Source organism: Bradyrhizobium sp. CCBAU 11434, from assembly GCF_028128895.1.
GTDB classification, from domain to species: domain Bacteria; phylum Pseudomonadota; class Alphaproteobacteria; order Rhizobiales; family Xanthobacteraceae; genus Bradyrhizobium; species Bradyrhizobium zhengyangense.
This window is the reverse complement of record NZ_LBJX01000102.1, coordinates 61,939-80,291: the sequence shown is the minus strand read 5'-3', so window position 1 is coordinate 80,291 and position 18,353 is coordinate 61,939. Positions and strand designations below refer to the sequence as shown.

Below are 18,353 nucleotides of genomic sequence, written 5' to 3'. Positions count from 1 at the left end.
CTTGTTTCACCGCACTGTTTCGCCCAGCTCAAGTCTGCTAGCAAGACCCAGAGTTAGACGGGAATTTTGGTATGTCGGTACAGGGTCACATTGTCATCGGTGGCGGCGCGTTTGCGGGCCTGGCGCTCGCGCTGGCGCTGCGCCAGGGGCTCGGCCCCGAGATTCCCGTCATCGTCGCCGATCCCGCGCTCAGCTCGCGGCCGAGCCGCGATCCCCGTGCGACCGCGATCGTAGCCGCCTGCCGACGCCTGTTCGAGGCGCTCGGCGTCTGGGACGATGTCAGGGCCGAGGCGCAGCCGATCCTCGACATGGTTGTCACGGATTCGAAGCTCGAGGACGCCACGCGTCCGACGTTCCTGAATTTCGCCGGCGATGTCGCACCGGGCGAGCCCTTCGCGCATATGATCGAGAACCGCCGCCTGATCGATGCGCTGGTCGTCCGTGCCGAGGCTGCCGGCATCGAGCTGCGTGCCACCACCGTGTCGTCTTACGACGCGCGTGCCGAGGGGATCGATGTGACGCTCGGCGATGGCAGCGTCATTGCGGCGAGCCTGCTGGTCGCTGCCGATGGCGCGCGGTCGAAGTTGCGCGAGCGCGCCGGCATCGCCACCCATGGCTGGGAATACGATCAGTCCGGCATCGTCGTCACCGTCGGCCACGAGCGTGATCACGAAGGCCGCGCCGAAGAGCACTTCTTGCCCGCGGGGCCGTTCGCGATTTTGCCGCTGACCGGAAAGCGCTCGTCGCTGGTGTGGACCGAGCGCCGCACTGAAGCCGCGCGCATCATTGCGCTCAGCGACGAGGACTTTCACGCCGAGCTCGAGCAGCGCTTTGGTTTGCATCTCGGCGAGATCAAGGCGCTCGACAGGCCGCGCGCGTTTCCGCTGTCGTATTTCGTGGCGCGCTCCTTCGTCGCCGAGCGCCTCGCGCTGGTCGGCGATTCCGCGCACGTCATTCACCCGATCGCGGGGCAAGGCCTCAACATGGGGCTGAAGGATGTCGCCGCCTTGGCCGAGGTCGTGGTCGATGCCGCGCGGCTCGGCATGGATCTCGGCGGCGCCGACGTGCTCGAGCGCTACCAGCGCTGGCGCCGCTTCGACACCATGGCGATGGGCGTTGCCACCAATTCGCTGAACTTCCTGTTCTCGAACCAGTCGAGCCTACTGCGCACCGTCCGCGACATCGGCCTCGGCATCGTCGACCGCACCCCGCCGCTGAAGAACCTCTTCATCCGCCAGGCGGCCGGCCTCACCGGCGAGATCCCGCGGCTGCTAAAGGGCGAGGCGTTGTAGGGAAAGGCGCTGCTGCAAACTCCGTTCGCCGGGACGACACGGGGTGTGTCGCACGGTCATCGCGCAGCAACAGCCACCCTCAATCGATCTTCCTCGCCTCTTCCGGCAGCATGATCGGAATGCCGTCGCGGATCGGATAAGCGAGTTTTGCAGACCGCGAGATCAGCTCCTGCTTGGCCGAGTCGAACTCCAGCGGTCCCTTGGTCAGCGGGCAGACCAGGATCTCCAGCAGTTTCGGATCGACGCTGTTTTCGGGGCGTTCGGTGGGCGCGTTCATTGGGGTCTCCGGCATTCGTTTGCCTCTATCATAGAAATTCGCGGTCGCCCATCAACTCTAGCCCGAGACCATCTGCTGGATCTCGTCGAGCAGGCCCTGGAGCCGTGCGGTCGGTACCGGTGCGGCTGATAGCGCAAAGCCGAGAAACGTCCAGTACAGGATCTGCGCGCGCGCCTGTGCCGTTGCGGCGTCGAGCCCCCGCTTCTCCAGCAGTGCCTCGATATAATCGAGCCTGCGGCGGTCGATGGCGCGGACCGCCGCCTGCGCCGCCGGATCGAATGCGGCCCAGTTGCGCACAGCGCGCTCCAGATCGAGCCGGGCGCCAAAGGTCCTGCGCAGCAGCGCCTTCAATGGCTCGTCGCTGTCGGCCTCGACGCGCGCGATGATCTCCTCGGCTGCGATCTCGCGCCAGCGCCTCAGCACGGCGGCGTGGAACGCGCCGAGATCGGCAAAATGCCAGTAGAAACTGCCGCGCGAGACGCCCATGGCCCTTGCCAATGGATCGGCCTTCAGCGCGGTAAAGCCGCTTTTGGTCAGCGCCTTGATGCCCTGGCTGATCCAGTCGTCGGCGGTGAGCTGCTCGGTCATGTCGGGTTCCGCTCTCGGACCATACACTAGTGTATTGACAGCCGGCAGGCCAGCCTCTATCTCACCATACACAGATGTATGGAGGCCTTGATGCGTGATCTGTTGCTCCAGTGTGCCGGCGTCGGCGCCATCATCGTGGCGCTCATCCATGGCCTGCTCGGCGAAACCAAGGTCTTTCCCCGCGCCACCATCGAGCCACCGCGGCTGCGCACCTTGATCCGCCTGGTCTGGCAGGCTTCGACGGTGGCCTGGATCGGCTGCGGTGTGCTGCTGGTTGCTACGCCCTGGATGGACTCGGCCTCGGCGCGCCGCTGGATCGTGCTCACCATGATCGGCGTGTTCGGCTTGTCCGCCTGCGCCAACGCATGGGCGACGCGTGGCCGCCACTTTGGCTGGATGGCGCTCACTGCAGTCGTGGTCATGGCAGCGGCCGGTTACTGATCGTCGAAACGACAGGCCACGCATTCAAGCGGAGTGACGCCATGGAAGGTCGTGTTCGGTTGACCATCGCAGACGGCGTAGCCCATGTCCGTCTCAATCGCCCCGACAAGATGAATGCCCTCGACCCCGCCATGTTCGAGGCGCTCATCGCCGCCGGCACAAGACTCGGTGCGCGCAGGGATGTTCGCGTCGTCATTCTCTCCGGCGAAGGACGGGCGTTCTGTGCCGGCCTCGATCTGGATCGCCTTCTCGCGACGACCCGAGGCGAATCGCTGATTCCGTCGGTCGACCTCATGCAGCGAAGCCATGACATGGCAAACTATGCGCAGCACCTGGTCTGGCTCTGGCGCGAGTTGCCGGTGCCCGTCATCGCCGCAGTCCATGGCGTCGCCTTCGGTGGAGGCTTCCAGCTCGCGCTTGGTGCGGACCTTCGCTATCTGGCGCCGGCGACGAAGCTTGGCGTCATCGAGGCCAAATGGGGTTTAGTGCCCGACATGGCCGGCACGTTATTGATGCGCCACCTTGCACGCGAGGACGTCGTGCGCGAGCTGACCTATACCGGCCGCGTGTTCTCGGCCAGCGAAGCGCTGGCCTATGGCTTTGCGACGGGATTGGCCGACGATCCACTGGCGGCGGCGCAGTCGATAGCCCACCAGATCGCCACCCGCAGCCCGGATGCAGTTCGTGCCGGCAAGCGTCTGCTCAATCTCGCCGCGACCTCTGACGTCGCCACGGGTCTTGCCGCCGAGACCGCCGAGCAGGCCGCACTGCTTGGCACCCCCAATCATATCGAGGCCGTGAGCAGCAATCTCGAAAACCGCACACCGCGATGGAGCCAGGCATGAGCGCCCAAAGCTACAGTGTCCAAGGCTTCAGCGTCCAAGGCTTCGATCTCCAGGCTCTCCGGGCAGTCAATTCGTCTGCCGCCTTCAATCGCATGGCGGAGTTTGATGTCGCTGCGGCCGGTCATGGCGAGGTAGCGATCCGAATGACATGGCGCGACGATTTCGCCCAATATTCCGGACACCTCCACGCCGGCATCATCGCAGCCCTTCTCGACACCGCCTGCGGCTTTGCCGCCGCGACGCTGGTCGGCTCGGTTACTGCATCGCATTTTGCGATGAACTGTCTTAGGCCGGCGATCGGCCGTCACTTCATCGCCAAGGGGACAACAGTGCGCGCCGGGCGCCGGCAGGTGTTCGCACGTGCCGAGTTGTTGGCCGCCGATGAGCAGGACCAACTGTCCCTCGTCGCAACCGGAGAAACCGTGCTCGTTCCTACCGGCGGACCATCGCGCAAGGCCGACGGGAGCTGAAGCATGGCGTTGACGCTCGTCACCGGAGGCACCGGCCATCTCGGCCGCGACATCGTCGATCGTCTCGTCGGCGACGGCCATCACGTCCGGTTGCTTGCGAGATCTCGGGGCACGCGCGCGGATGTCGAATGGGCCGTCGGCGATCTCGCCACAGGCGCCGGCTTGCGGGAGGCCTTGCACGATGTCGACACGGTCATCAACGCGGCGACATATTCGCCGATCGCGCGGCGCGGCGGCGTTCGGCCGGTCGATTTCCTCAGGTCGCCTTCGGCGGTGGACGTCGAGGGAACGGAACGTCTGCTGTCGCTCTGCGAGCAGCAATCCGTCCGGCATTTTCTGCATGTGTCGATCGTCGGTCTCGATGACGCGACATTGCCTTATGCACGGGTCAAGCTCGCCGGGGAAAGGCTGGTTCGCGCCTCCGCACTGTCCTGGTCCGTCGTTCGCGCGATGCCGTTCTATTATCTGCTCGACAAGATGCTTGCGGGCTTGGCCTGGCTTCCGCTGTGGCCAATGCCGACGACGTCCTTCAATCCCGTCGATACCAGCGATGTCGCCGATCACATCGTGGCCTGCGCCTTTGACGGGATCTTTGGCGAGCGCGCCGAGATTGGCGGTCCCCAAGACATTAGCATTGCCGCGCTTGCCGGCCAGTATCGGGATGCGCGAGGGCTGCATCGAAAGATCCTTCCGATAGCGATGTCGGAGGCCAAGGCGCGCGGCATGGGCTTTGTCGTCAGCCGCGGCGTGCGTGGACGTCTAGCCTGGGCGGATTGGCTGCAGCGCCGGTATTCCGTCACACGCCAGGTGGCGTAGCATTCGCGACGCTCGCGGACGAATCCGGCCGTGAGGCTTAAGGCCGCAGCGTGCCGCCAAACATGCGTTGCGCACGGAGCGCGCTGATGTTTTGGCGGCGGCTAGAATATCTCTAACGCCACGCTGATCCGAACCACGATTGACTTCGCCTCGCCCTTGGCTTCCTTCGGCCCGCGCTTCGCGCGCACGACAGAGGAGAGATATCAGTGAGAGTGATTCGTGTTCTTGCCATCGCAATGACGGTCGGGATCGGCATGGGGTCGACGGCAATGGCCGATGGTTTCAAGGATTGCACCAAGCTCGACAAGGCCTCGTGGAAGCCGGCGGGCGATGCCGAAGCAAAGGCCAAGGCGGCAGGCTATGAGGTGCGCCGCTCCAAGATCGAAGGCTCGTGCTATGAGGTTTACGGCGTCAAGGAAGGCAAGCTCTACGAGCTGTTCTACAGCCCGGAAGATCTCAGCCTGAAGCACACGATCGCCAAATAAATTTGCCAAGTAGGGCTTTTGCCTTGAAAGTGGTCCCGGCTTGAGCGGCAACGCGGTATCAGACGCGCGCGGGGTATCCGTCAGACGCCCCGTTGATCGGACGGTCGCGGTCTGGGATCTTCCGCTGCGGCTCTGGCACTGGGTCCTCGCGGCGTGCGTCCTGGCCGCGTGGTTCACCCCCACCGTTTACGACAGGCTTCACCGCATCGTTGGCTATGCGGTGATCGCGCTTCTTGTCTTCCGCCTGGTCTGGGGCTTCCGGGGCAGCCGCTATTCGCGCTTTCGCATGATCGGCGTCAGGCTGCGTGTGGCGCCCTCCTACCTCTGGAATCTCCGCCGCGGCATCACCGGCCGCTATATCGGGCTCAATCCTGCCGGCACGTTGATGCTGGTGGCGCTGCTGCTGTCGCTCGCCGTCTCGGCGATCACGGGTGCGCTGTCGGTAACCGTCACCTTCTTCGGCGTCTGGTGGATCGAGGATACGCATGCCGTCGCATCGGACGCCGTCATGATCCTGGTCGTGCTGCACGTCGCGGGTGTGATCGGAATGGGCTGGCTTCAGCGCGAGAACCTGATCCGCGCCATGATCACCGGCCGCAAGCGCATCCGGTCTCACACCTCTCCCGAAGGGAGAGGTGAACAACAACGCGGCGATGGCTCGGGCTTTTACCTGACTTCGACCGACTGATCGGAGGGCTTCGCGCCCCCTCACTGCAACGGCGGATCGCCGCTGGTGCGCTTCTTGGCGAGGTCCATCTCGGTGACCGCGATCAGGATCTCGGCGCGGGTCTTCAGGTCGGGCGCTTCCAGCATCGCCTGCTTCTCGGCGGGGCCATAGGGCGACATCATCGCCAGCGCATTGACCAGCGCCTCGTTGGGCGCGCTCTCGACGCCTTCCCAGTCGACCTTGAGATTGTTGGCCTTCAGAAAATCCGCCAGCGCCACCAGCAGCGCCTCGCGGTTGACCGCCTCCTCCCCGAGGCGCGCCTTGAAATCGTCGGCGAAGGCGAAGAAATCGACCTTGCACTGCCGGTAGGCGGTCAGCACATCGAGCTCCTCGAGCACCCTGAAGCGGGCAACGCCGGTCAGCTCGAGGATGTAGCGGCCGTCGCCGGATTCGGCGAGCTGGGTGATGCGGCCGACGCAGCCGACGCGGAACAGCGCCGGCTTGTCGGAATTTTTCGGCGAATGCGCCACGTCAGGCTGGATCATGCCGATCAGGCGATGGCCATCGCGAAAACTGTCGTCGACCATCGCCAGATAGCGCGGCTCGAAGATGTTGAGCGGCATCTGGCCGCGCGGCAGCAGCAGCGCACCCGGCAGCGGAAACACCGGAATGATTTCGGGGAGGTCCGCTGGGCCGCGATATTCGATGTTGATCGGCATCTGCTCCCCGCGGCGATTTTGCGACCTGCGCTTACGAAAACAGGATCGTAGACAAGCGCTTGCGTCCCTCGACGGTTGCATCGTCCGCACCGCCCCAGGCTTCGAAGAACTGCACCAGCTGCTTGCGGGCGCCGTCGTCGTTCCATTTGCGATCGCGCCTGACGATCGCGAGCAGCTGCTCGGTCGCGGCTGCCCGGTCGCCCTTCGCATTCAGCGCGGTGGCAAGGTCGAAGCGGGCCTGATGATCGAGCGGGTTTGCGGCGACTTTCTGTTCCAATTCAGCAATCGGCCCGAGCTGCTCCGCCTGCTCGGCGAGATCGATCGCGGTCTGCACCGCCTTCACGGCCGGGTCGTTGCGCTTGGACTCCGGCACCATGGCCAGCGTCTGCTTGGCCTGCTCCATCGCACCCGACGCGGCGTAGCACTTGGCGAGGCCGGCAAGTGCGGGGATATTGGTCGAATCATACTGCAGCACTTCGGCATAGATCTGCGCGGCCGCAGCAGTGTCGCCCTCGGCGAGCACGGCCTCGGCCTCCTGCAGGATCTCGGCGATGTTGGGCTCGCCCGGCGCAGTCACGCCCTTGGTCAGCTTCTCGATGAAGGCGTTGACCTGGCTCTCGGGCACCGCGCCCATGAAGCCGTCGGCGGGCTGGCCGTTGATGAAGGCGATCACGGCCGGGATCGACTGGATGCCCATCTGGCCGGGGATCGCCGGATGCTGGTCGATGTTCATCTTGACCAGCTTGACCTTGCCCTTGGCCGCCTTGACGGCCTTTTCCAGCACGGGGGTGAGCTGCTTGCAGGGACCGCACCACTCCGCCCAGAAGTCGATCAGCACCGGCTGGCGCTTCGATTCCTCGATGACGTCCTTCACGAAGGTCTGGGTGGTGGTGTCCTTGATCAGATCGGCCGCAGCCGGGCCCGCTCCGTTACCCTGGTCGATGATCGTCACGGGATCCCCTCGTCAGATGTCTGGAATGGCGGCTCTTTAGCACGTCGCCGCCACATGTGCTTCGTTTCAGGCCCTAAAATTGGGCCGGGGCGGCCGAATTTCAATCCGTCGCAGCCGATTCGACAGTTCCGGGCCATTTTCGGTCGATTCGGCGGTTTGAGGGCTCCATATTGGGGCTCTGAATGCGCATCTATGCTGCCGGTAGCTGTTGCATTCGCCTCCCGCTTTTGGCATACGACAGCCGTTGCCGGCGCGTCACGCGACCGACACAGGATGCGGGTGTAGCTCAGTGGTAGAGCACGACCTTGCCAAGGTCGGGGTCGAGGGTTCGAGCCCCTTCGCCCGCTCCAATTTTTCCCAGCCAGTTTGATGGCCTACGGAAATGTCCGCTCCTGTCAACGCTGTCGAGCAAATACTAGGAAAACCATCTTTCACTTTTCGCTACCATTCCGGGAGCTTTTGCCTTGGAGCCGATATGTTTCGTGAGCTGTGCCTGCGCGGCCTCGATAAGGTTTAGGGGGTACTCGGCCGCGTTAGAACAAATTTTCCTCGCGGTCGGCAAGGGAATCTGCACCTGTGCATGTCCATGCGCGAAAAGCGAGTACGGAGCATTGAGGCCTCGGCTATAGGCATGGCGCAGCCTGGGCAAATAGGAGCTCCATCTTGTTGGATTCTCCAGAACAAGAGTGGCTCCCCGTTCGAGACCAAATCTCAAGATACGGCGGTCGTCACCTTGATACTCCGCGAGCTTAGTCGTCGCAATTTGAGTTGCCATTTCATCAGGAAGGCGCATTCCCAAAGCGACCGCAATTCGCAGGTCACAGCCCGCCAAGGCACTCTTAATTGATTGCTCAGGAATAAACTTGTCTACAAAATTGGATCGCTCCAACCGCGAAGATAGAACTTCCCAGTGACTCTCGCTGAGCATCTCTAGACGGGGGGAAATCGACGCGGCCAACGCGAGTACCGTTCGCGGAGTAGCCCATACGAGGAAGACCGTAAGGACGAAGTAAAGCAGGTCATCGTCCTCACCTGCTTGAGCGAACTGTGTCTCCCACCATGATGGAGATCCTGATCTCAAGCGAGCGTAGCGAATCCGTTGGCATAAAGGAACGCTATTATCGAGCAGCCCTTCTCCAATTTGGCCACTTTCGGTTTTCGAGATAATGCCCGCTGCCACTAGAGCGATATCAAAAAATACGGTCCTTCTTCCAAAAAGACCAACCCCCGAATCCACAAGCTCAGACCACGGCTCCAGACTTGATTTCCAATTCCGAATGTCTCGATCCGATACCTTCAAAAAGATCTTTAACAACGCCTCACAACGCTCCAAGAATTCGCCGTCCACTCTATCCCTTAAGTATGCAGAACCCTTGAATAGCATTGGATTGAGGGGGTTGCGGTACGTTAAAGCCTCCTTGAGAGATAGGCCTCGCTCCAGCGCGCGCTGTGTTCCAGGGAAGTCTCGGAAGATGGATTGAAAATTGCCTATGTCGAGAGAGAACCCAAAGATCGAAACGAACGAAGGGTTCTCTGTGGGTGGCGATCTGGTGTGCAACAAATGCCCGTTGCCACGGAGCACAAAATCGATCGTCGCGGAAAAAGTTGCCTGATTTGCCTCCAAAGTCTCGAAACAATTCGCCATCGCAAGTTCTAGAACAGCCGGTCGTCCAAAATCACTCAGTAAAGTTTCGACGGAAGGGATGTCGAGCGTGGGAAGCAGCCCAAGTATTCGTCCAGTTCTCAACCAATCGGTCGGCGACATGGCAATCCTGAGCGAACTCCAGATCCGTTGAAGTTCAGAATTTGGGAGAGCCGCTTGGAGCGCGAACGCGATCGCAGCCAATACGTCGTACTTGGGGGAATTGGCGAGGATCGTCTTACATCCTTCCAAGATTTCTGAACGTCCGCATCGCTCTGGCGCAATCAGCGCGGTCGAATCGTCCCTCTGCAGACCTGAGAGCAAAATCTTGAGGCCGGACTCATCAAGTAGCATTTTTACAAGGCGCTCGATCGTAAGGGGTTGTTGCGCAAAGACCCAATCGCCGAGCAGCATTAGTGTTAGCAATCGTGGATAGCTAGTTTCTCTGTAATTGTCAGACTCAGCGAGTTCGATAAGTCCGTCCGCCAAAGAGGATAGCTCGCCGCGGCTGTAGCACCCGCAGAAAAATCGGGTAACGTTGAGCCAATAGAAATTCCGCGAAAGAACCTCGAAACGTTCGGGATTAGTACCTCGTTTCTCACGGCCTGGTGGAGAATATGGTGCAGTCTCATAAAGATACCGAGCGGCAAAATATTCGCGCAGTGGCTGAACTTCAAATTCGAATGTTCCCTGTACTCGCGAAACGAGCGCAACGACTCGCTCAATCATTCCGACGAAGAGATCATCGACAAGAGACGGTCTGTGCCCCTGCTTAGCCAGATACTCGCGAAGAACTAATTTCAACTTTTCTTCTGTGATACTGCCTTTACTGTTTATCTCTTCGGCCTCAGTCTGAATGATCCAGGCCAGATATTGATGCAGTGTAATTAGCAAATCACGGTGCTCTCGAACAATCGCACTCTTCTCTCCTTCTCTGTTGAAGAAGAGCTCCATGTAACTATCGTATAGTGCTGTCCGCTTATCGGGCAGGGATAGCCCCCTTGTTTGAATTAAGCTTAGCAAGATGGCTAACTGCATAGGATTTCTCGCCAAATCGCGCATATGCGGTTGATCGAGTTTCTGTCCAAGCACCTTTAGAAGTTCGGAGCGTTCCTGTGGTAGGAGATAACGAGCCCGCATCCAGTTTTCTGCATACTCGTTGATCTGGCTCGATTCCATCGATTGGAGTGACAAGTACGTCCAGTCTCGATGGGGGAAACCCGGTGACTTCGCGAACGCGGCGGGTCGGCTCGTAACGAGCACTTGCAAAGAGCGGGCGGCCAACCGGTTCGACGCTTTGGTAATCTCTCTTACGATCTGTTCCCGCGTCGGAATGTCCGCCACTTCGTCAAAGCCATCTAAGACAATCAAGATGTGACTCGCTTTGGCGAACAACGTGAGATCCGCTACCGAAAAGGTGTGACCTCCTGAAACGTGAGAAATCTGGAATGCGAGAAAACTCTCAAGGGAGTTTTGCGCGTCATTCGGTCTCACTGCGTTTGGATCGGCGGCGTAAGGATTCTTCCCTGCAATCCAGCTAGCGTAATCTCGGAGGTCAACTCGCATGGGGAAACGTAGCAACCCTTCCAGATGTTCCGAGGGAATCCGGTCGAGGGGCTTATCGAGTAACCTCATTCGGTGGATTGGCAGATATACTGAGAAATCGTCGATTTACCTTGGCCGGGAGCACCCTCAAGAACGGATTTCAGAAATGGGCTTGTGACGTCGGACTTAAGGAAGAAATGTGCTGCGAGCACGTTTCCTGAATGTCGGGCCGTATAGTGGTTGAAAATTGCGTGGCGATCGTAAGAAGCATGTCGAATAATCTTCTCGTCATTTTCCGTAAAAGAGAGCGAGGTATCGACAAAAAGGTCGAGCAGACTATGCGATAGATCGACCTGCTTGAATTTTACTTCCTTGTCGTCGTTGAACTGCGCTGCAAGATATGCGTGCAGAGCATTGTCCCGGCGGCGACTATCTTCGCCAAGAGCCCCTTCAAACAAGGCTTGAAGTAAATCACTACCCCGAATGATTTCTGGGTAACTCCATTTGATGTCGGCATGGCCGTCTACTCTGCGATCCAGGTCGTCGCGCCACCAACAGAAGGCCGGTACGTCCAGATGCGACTTTAGTAGCTCGTTCATTTTGTCGATCGAGCCAACATCGAGGTGCGCGGAACCGGCTACGTTGGTCAGCAAATAATAAGCGCTCAGGCCTTTCTGCTTTAGAAGTTCGACCTTCGGAAGTTCTAAGTCCGCAATAACTTGCAGAAATTCTGAATCCGCCTTTTGTGGAGATCTACTGAACTTTACTTGAAAAACGATCAGGTCCTCAGCGCGTCCTTTCGGGCCTTGTACGGACCAAAGATAAGCGTCACGGCCACCATCTGGCTGCGCTACGGGTAGGCATTGAGCATTGGGGAACTGGGCGGCCAAAAGAGATTGGCAGAATTGCTGAAACCTATCCGGGGTCAACTGCTCGTATAAATATGTCATGTGCAATTCCGAACATTGAAAATTGGGATACTGCCGGTAGTTCGAAATGAACTTCAATCTTAACGAGCATCGGTGGCCCCGTGAATCCCCATTAAGTTGCTGGTGCACTGCAGCAAGGCTGCAAAGATGACAATCCTCGTCACCGGCAGCGCCGGCCACCTCGGCGAAGCCCTCCTCCGCACCCTCCGGCGCCGCGGCTCGCCCGCGCGCGGGCTCGATCTGAAGCCGTCGCCCTTCACCGATGCCGTAGGCTCGATCGTCGATCCCACCTTCGTCCGCGCACAGATGGACGGCGTCACCGCCGTGATCCACACCGCGACGCTGCACAAGCCGCATGTGGCGACCCACAGCAAGCAGGCGTTTGTCGACACCAACGTCACCGGGACGCTCAATCTGCTCGAGGCGGCGCTGGCTGCCGGCGTGAACAGTTTTGTCTTCACCAGCACCACCAGCGCGTTCGGCGCGCAGCTCCGGCCCGAGGCGGGACAGGCGGCGGTGTGGGTGACCGAAGAGCTGGCGTCGGTGCCCAAGAACATCTACGGCACCACAAAGCTGATGGCGGAGAATCTGTGCGAGCTGTTCTTTCGCGAGCGGGGCGTGCCGGTCGTCATCTTGCGGACCTCGCGGTTCTTTCCGGAGGATGATGACGATCCCGCCATGCGGTCGGCCTACGCGCTGGACAACGCGCAAGCCAACGAGCTGCTCCATCGACGGCTTGATATAGCGGACGCGGTCAGCGCCCATCTGCTCGCCGTCGCGTGCGCGCCCGAGATTGGCTTCGGCCGTTACATCGTATCCGCGACCAGCCCGTTCGCGCAACATCACCTCGCCGCGCTCGCCCGCAATGCTGCCGGTGTCGTGCGCGAGCTCTACCCTGAATGCGCCGACCTCTATGCCGCGCGCGGTTGGCGGCTGTTCCCCGAGATCGACCGCGTCTATGTCAACGAGCGCGCACGGCGCGAGCTCGGATGGCATCCCGAGTTCGATTTCGCCCATGTGCTGCGCAGCCTTGGCGCTGGCTCGGATTTCCGCAGTGCCCTGGCGCGCGAGGTGGGGTCGAAGGGCTATCACGACACACCGTTTGACGACGGGCCGTACCCGGTCACCCCTTAGTTACCTCTTTTGTCAAATTGCACGATCTTTCAAACGTGTGGCCGGTGCCGCCGCGCGCGATCCGCACCTCGCCGTTCTACTGTGCATGGGGTTGTTTTCACGCTCTTGGATCGGCCGGCTTCCTCCTGCTGCTCGTAAATGAGGCGGCGCCATCCCGATTCCGCGTTGCAGCGAGAACGTTGTCGTCGTCGCTTGCGACGATGTGAGATGATCCGTCTCAATTTTGATTGAGCGCAACTGCCGCGCACGCGACGCGCTTCTCACCGCCCGCAGATGTGCTAACCTTTTTGCGTCTGCCTCTCGGGCAGACTTCGAACTTCGCCTACTCACACAGCAAAACAAAGAACGTGCAGCCCCGACGGCTGCCTTAGGGGAGTGACGCGATGAAATCGATCATCCATCGATCCGTGTTGGCGCTTGCAGCGGTTGCCCTTCTTGCCGGGACCAGCGTTGTCAGTGCACAACAACAGCAGGACAAGAACCGTGCGTTGAAGAAGTACGAATCCGGCACCAAGGAATTCTGGACACATCCGCCGGATGACTGGTTCCTTGGCGATGAGACCGAAGCGCAGAAGGGCCTCGCGCCGCCCTCGGGTCCGCCGACCGGCGCCTCCGATGCCGAGCTCGCCAACATCATCAAGAAGGTGAAGCTGCCGGCGGGCTTCAAGATGGAGGTCTACGCCTCAGGCGTGCTGGCCGCGCGGCAGATGGCCTGGGGTGACAAGGGTACGCTGTTCGTCGGCTCGTTCGGCCTCGGCAACGTCTATGCCATCAAGGACAATGGCGGGAAGAAAGAGGTCAAGACCATTCTCAAGGGGCTGAACATGCCCACGGGTCTCGCCGTCAAGGATGGCGCGCTCTACGTCATCGCGGTCGACAAGCTGATCCGCTACGACGACATCGAAAACAAGCTCGACAATCCCGGTGAGGGCAAGGTCGTCTATGACGACATGCCGTCCTACGCCGCGCATGGCTGGAAATATCTCGCCGCCGACAAGGACGGCTGGTTCTACATTCCGTTCGGACCGCCCTTCAACGTCGGCATTCCCCCGACCAGCGTTTCGCAGATCCGGCGCGTCGATCCCAAGACTGGCAACGCCGAAGTCTATGCGCTCGGCGTTCGCAACTCGGTCGGTGGCGACGTCGATCCGCGCACCGGCAAGTACTGGTTCACCGAGAACGCTCGCGATTGGGTCAGCGATGACCTGCCCTCAGACAAGCTGAACATGATCAGCAAGCTCGGCGAGCATTTCGGCTATCCCTACTGCCACCAGGGCGATCTTCCCGATCCGAAGTTCGCAATGGGCCACAAATGCTCCGAGTTCACGCCGCCCGTGCTGAACCTCGGCGCGCATGTCGCTCCGCTCGGCATGAAGTTCTATACCGGCGACCAGTTCCCCGCCGAGTACAAGAACAACATCCTGATCGCCGAGCACGGCTCCTGGAATCGTCACAAGTACCAGGGCGGCCGCATCATGCGCGTGATCGTCGGGCCCGACGGCAAGAACCCCAAGCAGGAGGTGTTCGCCTCCGGCTGGATCGAGGGTGACCAGGGCTATCTCGGCCGTCCCGATGACATCGTTCTCGCCAAGGACGGCTCGATCCTCGTCGCCGACGACTGGGCTGGCGCGATCTACCGCATCAGCTACAGCAAGAAGTAGCGCGATCTGACCAGGAGGCTGCGGTGGCCGAGAGGCACCGCAGCCTCTTTCATTTGCAAGCGTCAATGTCGTTCCGGATTGTGCGCCTCTTGCGCGCAAGTCCGGAACCCATCACCCCGACCCGTGGTTATGGATTCTCAGATGCGCAATTGCGCATCATAGCTCGTGCTCCGCACGCCCCCGAATGACGAGTTCGATAGATCGGAATTCCCACCATGCGCCGGCAGTTCATCTCGCACGCAATCAGCGCGGCTGCGCTCCTCGCGCTCGGCGCGCTCTCCGCCAGCGCCGCCGACAATGCCGCCGTCCAGGAGAAGGCTGCCGTCTGCTCCGGCTGCCACGGCGAGAACGGCATCTCGCAGACCGAGAACATCCCGTCGCTGGCCGGCCAGCCCGATCAATTCCTGCAATGGCAGCTCGTGTTCTTTCGCGCCGGCTCGCGCAAGAACGAGCAGATGCAGCCGATCGCCGAAGAGATCACCAATGAGGACGTCCGCAGTCTCGGCGCCTATTTCGCGGCGATGACGCCGCCAAAGCCCGCCGAGGACGGGGATCCGGATCTGTCGAAGAAAGGCGCGCAGGTTGCCGTCGGCCGCCGCTGCGCCTCATGTCACACGGATAGCTTTACCGGCACCAAGGCCGTCGCGCGGCTCGCAGGTCAGCGCGAGGAATATCTGATCAAGGCGCTGCACGACTACAAAGCGGGCCGGCGCGTCGGCGGCGGCGTCGCCGCGATGGCTGACGTCGCCTATCACATGAGCGATGAGGAAATCACGGCGGTGGCGCACTATCTGGCGTATTTCAAATAGCGCTACCTACCCCGCCCGCTGCTTCTCATACGCCTTCAGATGCGTATACGCGATGCGCAGCTTCGGCACCGGCACCTTGGCCGCGTCGGCGCGCGCGATGAGGTCGCCGATCACGTGATCGGCTTCGACAGGCAAACCCGCGTTGATGTCGCGGAACATCGAGGCCGTCATCGGCGAGCCCTCGGTGGTCAGGTTGCCCTTCACGCGATCGAAGAACGGACCGCCCGGCGGATAGCCGGATGCAGTCGCGATCGCGCTAGTCTCGTCGAGCATGCCGAGCAGAAAGTCGCGGCCGCCGGGCGCGGCGAGAATGTTGCCGACGGACGTGCGCATCAGGCTGGTGGAAGCCGCGAGCGAAGACAGGAACACCCACTTCTCCCACATGTCCTGCATGATGTTCTGGCTGGCCGTGGCACCCTTGATGCCGCTCTTGAAGGCTTCGTCGATCGCCTTGACGCGATCCGACATCGTGCCGTCTCGCTCACCGTAATTGATCGACTGCATTGGCTGGAGCTGCACCACTTCGCGCTTCTCGTTCAAGGTTGCGGCGATGGCACAGAGACCGCCGAGCACGCGCTCCTTGCCGAAGACGGCATCGAGCGTGTCGAGATGTTTCATGCCGTTGAGCATCGGGATGATCGCGGTGTCAGGCCCGACCGCCGGTGCAAACGACTTGATGGCATCGTCGAGATCGAACGCCTTGCAGCTGAGCAGCACGACATCGAACTTGTCCCTGATGGCGTCGGCCTGAACGGTCGGCGGATTCTTCAATGTCACATCGCCATTCGGACTCCTGATGACGAGGCCCGCGCTCGCAAGCTCGCTGGCGCGCTTGGCGCGGACCAGGAAGGTGACGTCGCGGCCGGCCTGCAACAGCCTGCCACCAAAATAGCCTCCGATGGCGCCGGCGCCGACCACGAGGATACGCATGGGAAAGTCCTTATTGTTGTTTCTTCCGTTGTCCCGGAGCATGCCAGAACGACCTCAAGGAGACCACCCGGTTTCTGGAGGATGCCGGATCACTTCCCAAGCACCATCTCCTCGACCTCGCGCAGCTGTTCCTTGCCGAAGAACATCTCATTGCCGACGAAAAAGGTCGGCGAGCCGAAGGCGCCGCGGGCGACCGCCTCCTCCGTGTTCTTGATCAGCTTGCCCTTCACCTCGGGCTCCTGGGCGCGTGCGAACAGCTTTTGGGCATCAAGGCCTGAAGACGCCAGCGCCTTCGCCGCGATTTCGGGGTCATCCATCTTCTTCGGCTCGCGCCACATGTGGTGGAAGGCGGCATCGACATATTTTTCGAACACGCCCTCGAGTTGCGCCGCGATCGCAGTGCGCATCAGGTTCAGCGTGTTGACGGGAAAGTGTGGATTCCAGACATAGGGCTGAACCTTGAAGCGCTTGAGGAAGCGTTCGGTCTCGACCTGCTGGAATTCGCGCTTGTTCTTGATGCCGGCCAGCGTCTCGGCAGGCGACTTGTTGTTGGTCGACTTGAAGATGCCGCCGAGCAGGATCGGCACATATTCGAATTTGACGCCGATCCGCTGTTCGATCGCCGGGATCGCGAGATGGCTGAGATAGGCGTTCGGGCTGCCGAAATCGAACAGGAATTGCGGAGCTGTGCGGGTCAAATTCGTTCTCCCTGACGTCACTTTTGGCCCATTGTGGCGCAGGGTGCGCCACAGGTCCACCGTTTAATGATGGTCATAATATCTTGATGATCAGACCATGCGTCGGATCGCCTGCTTGCGCCACACCAGGATGTAATAGCCCATCTGCAAGAGGAACATGGTGCAGAACACGATCGGATAGGCGGCCCATACGCCTTGGAGGCCGATCGCGCGGCTGAGGATCACCGCCGACGGCAGCTCGATCGCGACGATGGCAAAGATCGACAGCAGCATCGGCGTCAGCGCCACACCGGCAGCACGCATCGCGCCGGAGAACGTGGTCGCAAGGCCGAACGGCACCGAGCTCCACAAGGCGACGAAGAGCAGCCCCTTCGCCAAATCGAGCACGGTGCCGTCGGTGATGAAAATGCCGAGCACGGCGCGCGGCACCATATAGATCAACGCCACCAGCCCGCCGGTCAGAACGAGATTGAACGCAAGACCGGTGCGGACGATGCCGTCGAGCCGCGCCCGGTCGCCGCCGCCGACGGCCTGCGCGCCGAGGATCGAGACCGCGATCGAAATCGACATCGCCGTGAACTGCGTGTAGCCCATCACTTGATTGACGGCACCATAAGCAGCTGTCGCATCAGATCCAAAGCTGTTGACGAGGCCGAGCAAGACCAGCTCGGCGATCGCCATCACGACCATACCGACCGCACTGGGCAATCCAATGCCGAGGATTTGCCCGATCACGGCGCGGTTGAGCCTGATATGGCGCAGCAGTGCGGCATCAGGCGCGAGCGCGTGCTTCCTCCGCAGCAGGTAGGCGCCGAGCGCGAGCAGCGTCACGGCATTGCAGATCGCACCCGCCCAGGCCGGGCTGGTGATGCCGAGCGCCGGCAGGCCGAAGGCGCCGTGGATCAGCATCGGTGTCAGGATCAAGCCGATCGTGGTCGACAACGCCAGCGCCAGCAGCGGTGTCACGGCATCACCGACGCCGCGGATCATCGCCGTCATCAGCAGGAAGGTGAAGCCGAGCGGCATCGTCAGCAGCATGATGCGCGCATAAGCGCTGGCAGGAGCGAGAATATCCGCAGGCGTTGCGAGCGCCAGCATCAATTGCCGGCTGAAGAGGCCGCCGATCAGCGCCACCGAAATCGAGAGCAGCAGGCCGACCGCGAGCGTCGTGCCTGCGACAATCTTGATCCTGTCGTGCTTGCCCGCGCCGAAGGCCTGGCCGATCAGCACGGTGGCGCCCGTGCTCAGGCCCATGACGAAGGCGAACAGGAAGAAGAACACCGGAAAGAACGTCGAGACCGCTGCGAGTGCGTCAACGCCCATCATCTGGCCGAGATAGACGTTGCTGACGGTGCCGAACAGCGATTGCAACGCGTTCCCCAGCATCAACGGCGCGAGGAAGCGCAGGAAGTTTTTCCAGAGAGGCGCTGGGACGGACATGAGTTTGCCTTTC

The 18,353-nt window shown here is 61.1% G+C and carries 19 protein-coding genes and 1 tRNA gene; 11 read left to right on the top strand and 9 right to left on the bottom strand.

The genetic code is table 11. From position 1 onward, the window contains the following. Window positions 1–71: 71 nt before the first annotated feature. A complete protein-coding gene (locus XI06_RS37625) occupies window positions 72–1,292 on the top strand; it encodes a ubiquinone biosynthesis hydroxylase (RefSeq protein ID WP_271607646.1) in 1,221 nt (406 codons plus the stop codon). A 79-nt stretch (window positions 1,293–1,371) separates the two neighbouring features. Here XI06_RS37625 and XI06_RS37620 read toward each other — a convergent pair whose 3' ends face one another. Then, window positions 1,372–1,569 (bottom strand): Trm112 family protein, encoded by a 198-nt coding sequence (locus XI06_RS37620; protein ID WP_092232493.1) that lies wholly within the window; start codon window positions 1,567–1,569, stop codon window positions 1,372–1,374. A gap of 57 nt (window positions 1,570–1,626) precedes the next feature. Beyond that, the gene (locus XI06_RS37615) at window positions 1,627–2,157 is read right to left on the bottom strand and encodes a TetR/AcrR family transcriptional regulator (RefSeq protein WP_271607645.1); all 531 of its coding nucleotides are present in this window, start codon (window positions 2,155–2,157) and stop codon (window positions 1,627–1,629) included. A gap of 90 nt (window positions 2,158–2,247) precedes the next feature. Here XI06_RS37615 and XI06_RS37610 point away from each other — a divergent pair, with 90 nt between their 5' ends. From XI06_RS37610 to XI06_RS37585, 6 genes are all read left to right on the top strand, one after another. Further along, window positions 2,248–2,598, top strand: a complete 351-nt coding sequence (locus tag XI06_RS37610) for a hypothetical protein (RefSeq protein ID WP_271607644.1) — start codon at window positions 2,248–2,250, stop codon at window positions 2,596–2,598. A gap of 41 nt (window positions 2,599–2,639) precedes the next feature. Then, a complete protein-coding gene (locus tag XI06_RS37605; RefSeq protein WP_271607643.1) occupies window positions 2,640–3,443 on the top strand; it encodes a crotonase/enoyl-CoA hydratase family protein in 804 nt (267 codons plus the stop codon). Beyond that, window positions 3,440–3,913 carry a PaaI family thioesterase gene (locus XI06_RS37600; protein ID WP_271607642.1) on the top strand — a complete coding sequence of 158 codons (474 nt, stop codon included), beginning with the start codon at window positions 3,440–3,442 and terminating at the stop codon, window positions 3,911–3,913. Before XI06_RS37605 ends, XI06_RS37600 begins: the two co-directional genes overlap by 4 nt. 3 nt (window positions 3,914–3,916) lie before the next feature. Next, on the top strand, window positions 3,917–4,729 hold the full coding sequence (locus tag XI06_RS37595; RefSeq protein ID WP_271607641.1) for an SDR family oxidoreductase: 813 nt from the start codon (window positions 3,917–3,919) through the stop codon (window positions 4,727–4,729). Between the two features lie 206 nt (window positions 4,730–4,935). Beyond that, a complete protein-coding gene (locus XI06_RS37590) occupies window positions 4,936–5,214 on the top strand; it encodes a PepSY domain-containing protein (protein WP_237860992.1) in 279 nt (92 codons plus the stop codon). Window positions 5,215–5,254: 40 nt separating this feature from the next. Continuing rightward, window positions 5,255–5,902, top strand: a complete 648-nt coding sequence (locus tag XI06_RS37585) for a cytochrome b/b6 domain-containing protein (RefSeq protein WP_271607640.1) — start codon at window positions 5,255–5,257, stop codon at window positions 5,900–5,902. Window positions 5,903–5,922: 20 nt separating this feature from the next. Here the strand turns inward: XI06_RS37585 and XI06_RS37580 are convergent, their stop codons facing one another. After that, the gene (locus XI06_RS37580; RefSeq protein ID WP_237861014.1) at window positions 5,923–6,600 is read right to left on the bottom strand and encodes an LON peptidase substrate-binding domain-containing protein; all 678 of its coding nucleotides are present in this window, start codon (window positions 6,598–6,600) and stop codon (window positions 5,923–5,925) included. 31 nt (window positions 6,601–6,631) lie between these two features. Further along, window positions 6,632–7,552, bottom strand: a complete 921-nt coding sequence (gene trxA, locus XI06_RS37575) for a thioredoxin (protein ID WP_237861016.1) — start codon at window positions 7,550–7,552, stop codon at window positions 6,632–6,634. Between the two features lie 275 nt (window positions 7,553–7,827). Between trxA and XI06_RS37570 the strand changes: the two genes are divergently transcribed. After that, window positions 7,828–7,902: transfer RNA gene (locus XI06_RS37570), tRNA-Gly, on the top strand. 65 nt (window positions 7,903–7,967) lie between these two features. Here XI06_RS37570 and XI06_RS37565 read toward each other — a convergent pair. Both XI06_RS37565 and XI06_RS37560 read right to left on the bottom strand, forming a co-directional pair. Continuing rightward, window positions 7,968–10,829 (bottom strand): NACHT domain-containing protein, encoded by a 2,862-nt coding sequence (locus tag XI06_RS37565; RefSeq protein WP_271607639.1) that lies wholly within the window; start codon window positions 10,827–10,829, stop codon window positions 7,968–7,970. After that, entirely contained in the window at window positions 10,826–11,689 is an 864-nt protein-coding gene (locus XI06_RS37560; protein ID WP_271607638.1) for a hypothetical protein, read from the bottom strand. Before XI06_RS37560 ends, XI06_RS37565 begins: the two co-directional genes overlap by 4 nt. Before the next feature lie 126 nt (window positions 11,690–11,815). Here XI06_RS37560 and XI06_RS37555 point away from each other — a divergent pair, with 126 nt between their 5' ends. The 3 genes from XI06_RS37555 to XI06_RS37545 all read left to right on the top strand — a co-directional run bounded on the left by XI06_RS37555 (window position 11,816) and on the right by XI06_RS37545 (window position 15,272). Then, a complete protein-coding gene (locus tag XI06_RS37555) occupies window positions 11,816–12,802 on the top strand; it encodes an NAD-dependent epimerase/dehydratase family protein (RefSeq protein WP_271607637.1) in 987 nt (328 codons plus the stop codon). Window positions 12,803–13,185: 383 nt separating this feature from the next. Beyond that, on the top strand, window positions 13,186–14,463 hold the full coding sequence (locus tag XI06_RS37550) for a PQQ-dependent sugar dehydrogenase (RefSeq protein WP_271607636.1): 1,278 nt from the start codon (window positions 13,186–13,188) through the stop codon (window positions 14,461–14,463). Window positions 14,464–14,678: 215 nt separating this feature from the next. After that, the gene (locus XI06_RS37545; protein ID WP_271607635.1) at window positions 14,679–15,272 is read left to right on the top strand and encodes a c-type cytochrome; all 594 of its coding nucleotides are present in this window, start codon (window positions 14,679–14,681) and stop codon (window positions 15,270–15,272) included. Window positions 15,273–15,278: 6 nt separating this feature from the next. Here XI06_RS37545 and panE read toward each other — a convergent pair whose 3' ends face one another. The 3 genes from panE to XI06_RS37530 all read right to left on the bottom strand — a co-directional run bounded on the left by panE (window position 15,279) and on the right by XI06_RS37530 (window position 18,340). After that, window positions 15,279–16,202: a 2-dehydropantoate 2-reductase gene (gene panE, locus XI06_RS37540; RefSeq protein WP_237861024.1), complete on the bottom strand. Its 924-nt coding sequence runs from the start codon at window positions 16,200–16,202 to the stop codon at window positions 15,279–15,281. An 89-nt stretch (window positions 16,203–16,291) separates the two neighbouring features. Continuing rightward, entirely contained in the window at window positions 16,292–16,900 is a 609-nt protein-coding gene (locus tag XI06_RS37535) for a 2-hydroxychromene-2-carboxylate isomerase (RefSeq protein WP_271607634.1), read from the bottom strand. 90 nt (window positions 16,901–16,990) lie between these two features. Then, window positions 16,991–18,340, bottom strand: a complete 1,350-nt coding sequence (locus XI06_RS37530; RefSeq protein WP_237861028.1) for an MATE family efflux transporter — start codon at window positions 18,338–18,340, stop codon at window positions 16,991–16,993. Window positions 18,341–18,353 lie beyond the last annotated feature (13 nt).

Bases quoted from the DNA above. Each gene is read 5' to 3' on its own strand.
- XI06_RS37600 (WP_271607642.1), top strand. From the start codon at position 3,440: ATGAGCGCCCAAAGCTACAGTGTCCAAGGCTTCAGCGTCCAAGGCTTC.
- XI06_RS37625 (WP_271607646.1), top strand. From the start codon at position 72: ATGTCGGTACAGGGTCACATTGTCATCGGTGGCGGCGCGTTTGCGGGC.
- XI06_RS37555 (WP_271607637.1), top strand. From the start codon at position 11,816: ATGACAATCCTCGTCACCGGCAGCGCCGGCCACCTCGGCGAAGCCCTC.
- XI06_RS37595 (WP_271607641.1), top strand. From the start codon at position 3,917: ATGGCGTTGACGCTCGTCACCGGAGGCACCGGCCATCTCGGCCGCGAC.
- XI06_RS37560 (WP_271607638.1), bottom strand. From the start codon at position 11,689: ATGACATATTTATACGAGCAGTTGACCCCGGATAGGTTTCAGCAATTC.
- XI06_RS37545 (WP_271607635.1), top strand. From the start codon at position 14,679: ATGCGCCGGCAGTTCATCTCGCACGCAATCAGCGCGGCTGCGCTCCTC.
- XI06_RS37610 (WP_271607644.1), top strand. From the start codon at position 2,248: ATGCGTGATCTGTTGCTCCAGTGTGCCGGCGTCGGCGCCATCATCGTG.
- XI06_RS37550 (WP_271607636.1), top strand. From the start codon at position 13,186: ATGAAATCGATCATCCATCGATCCGTGTTGGCGCTTGCAGCGGTTGCC.
- XI06_RS37530 (WP_237861028.1), bottom strand. From the start codon at position 18,340: ATGTCCGTCCCAGCGCCTCTCTGGAAAAACTTCCTGCGCTTCCTCGCG.
- XI06_RS37565 (WP_271607639.1), bottom strand. From the start codon at position 10,829: ATGAGGTTACTCGATAAGCCCCTCGACCGGATTCCCTCGGAACATCTG.
- XI06_RS37605 (WP_271607643.1), top strand. From the start codon at position 2,640: ATGGAAGGTCGTGTTCGGTTGACCATCGCAGACGGCGTAGCCCATGTC.
- XI06_RS37580 (WP_237861014.1), bottom strand. From the start codon at position 6,600: ATGCCGATCAACATCGAATATCGCGGCCCAGCGGACCTCCCCGAAATC.
- XI06_RS37620 (WP_092232493.1), bottom strand. From the start codon at position 1,569: ATGAACGCGCCCACCGAACGCCCCGAAAACAGCGTCGATCCGAAACTG.
- XI06_RS37615 (WP_271607645.1), bottom strand. From the start codon at position 2,157: ATGACCGAGCAGCTCACCGCCGACGACTGGATCAGCCAGGGCATCAAG.
- panE (WP_237861024.1), bottom strand. From the start codon at position 16,202: ATGCGTATCCTCGTGGTCGGCGCCGGCGCCATCGGAGGCTATTTTGGT.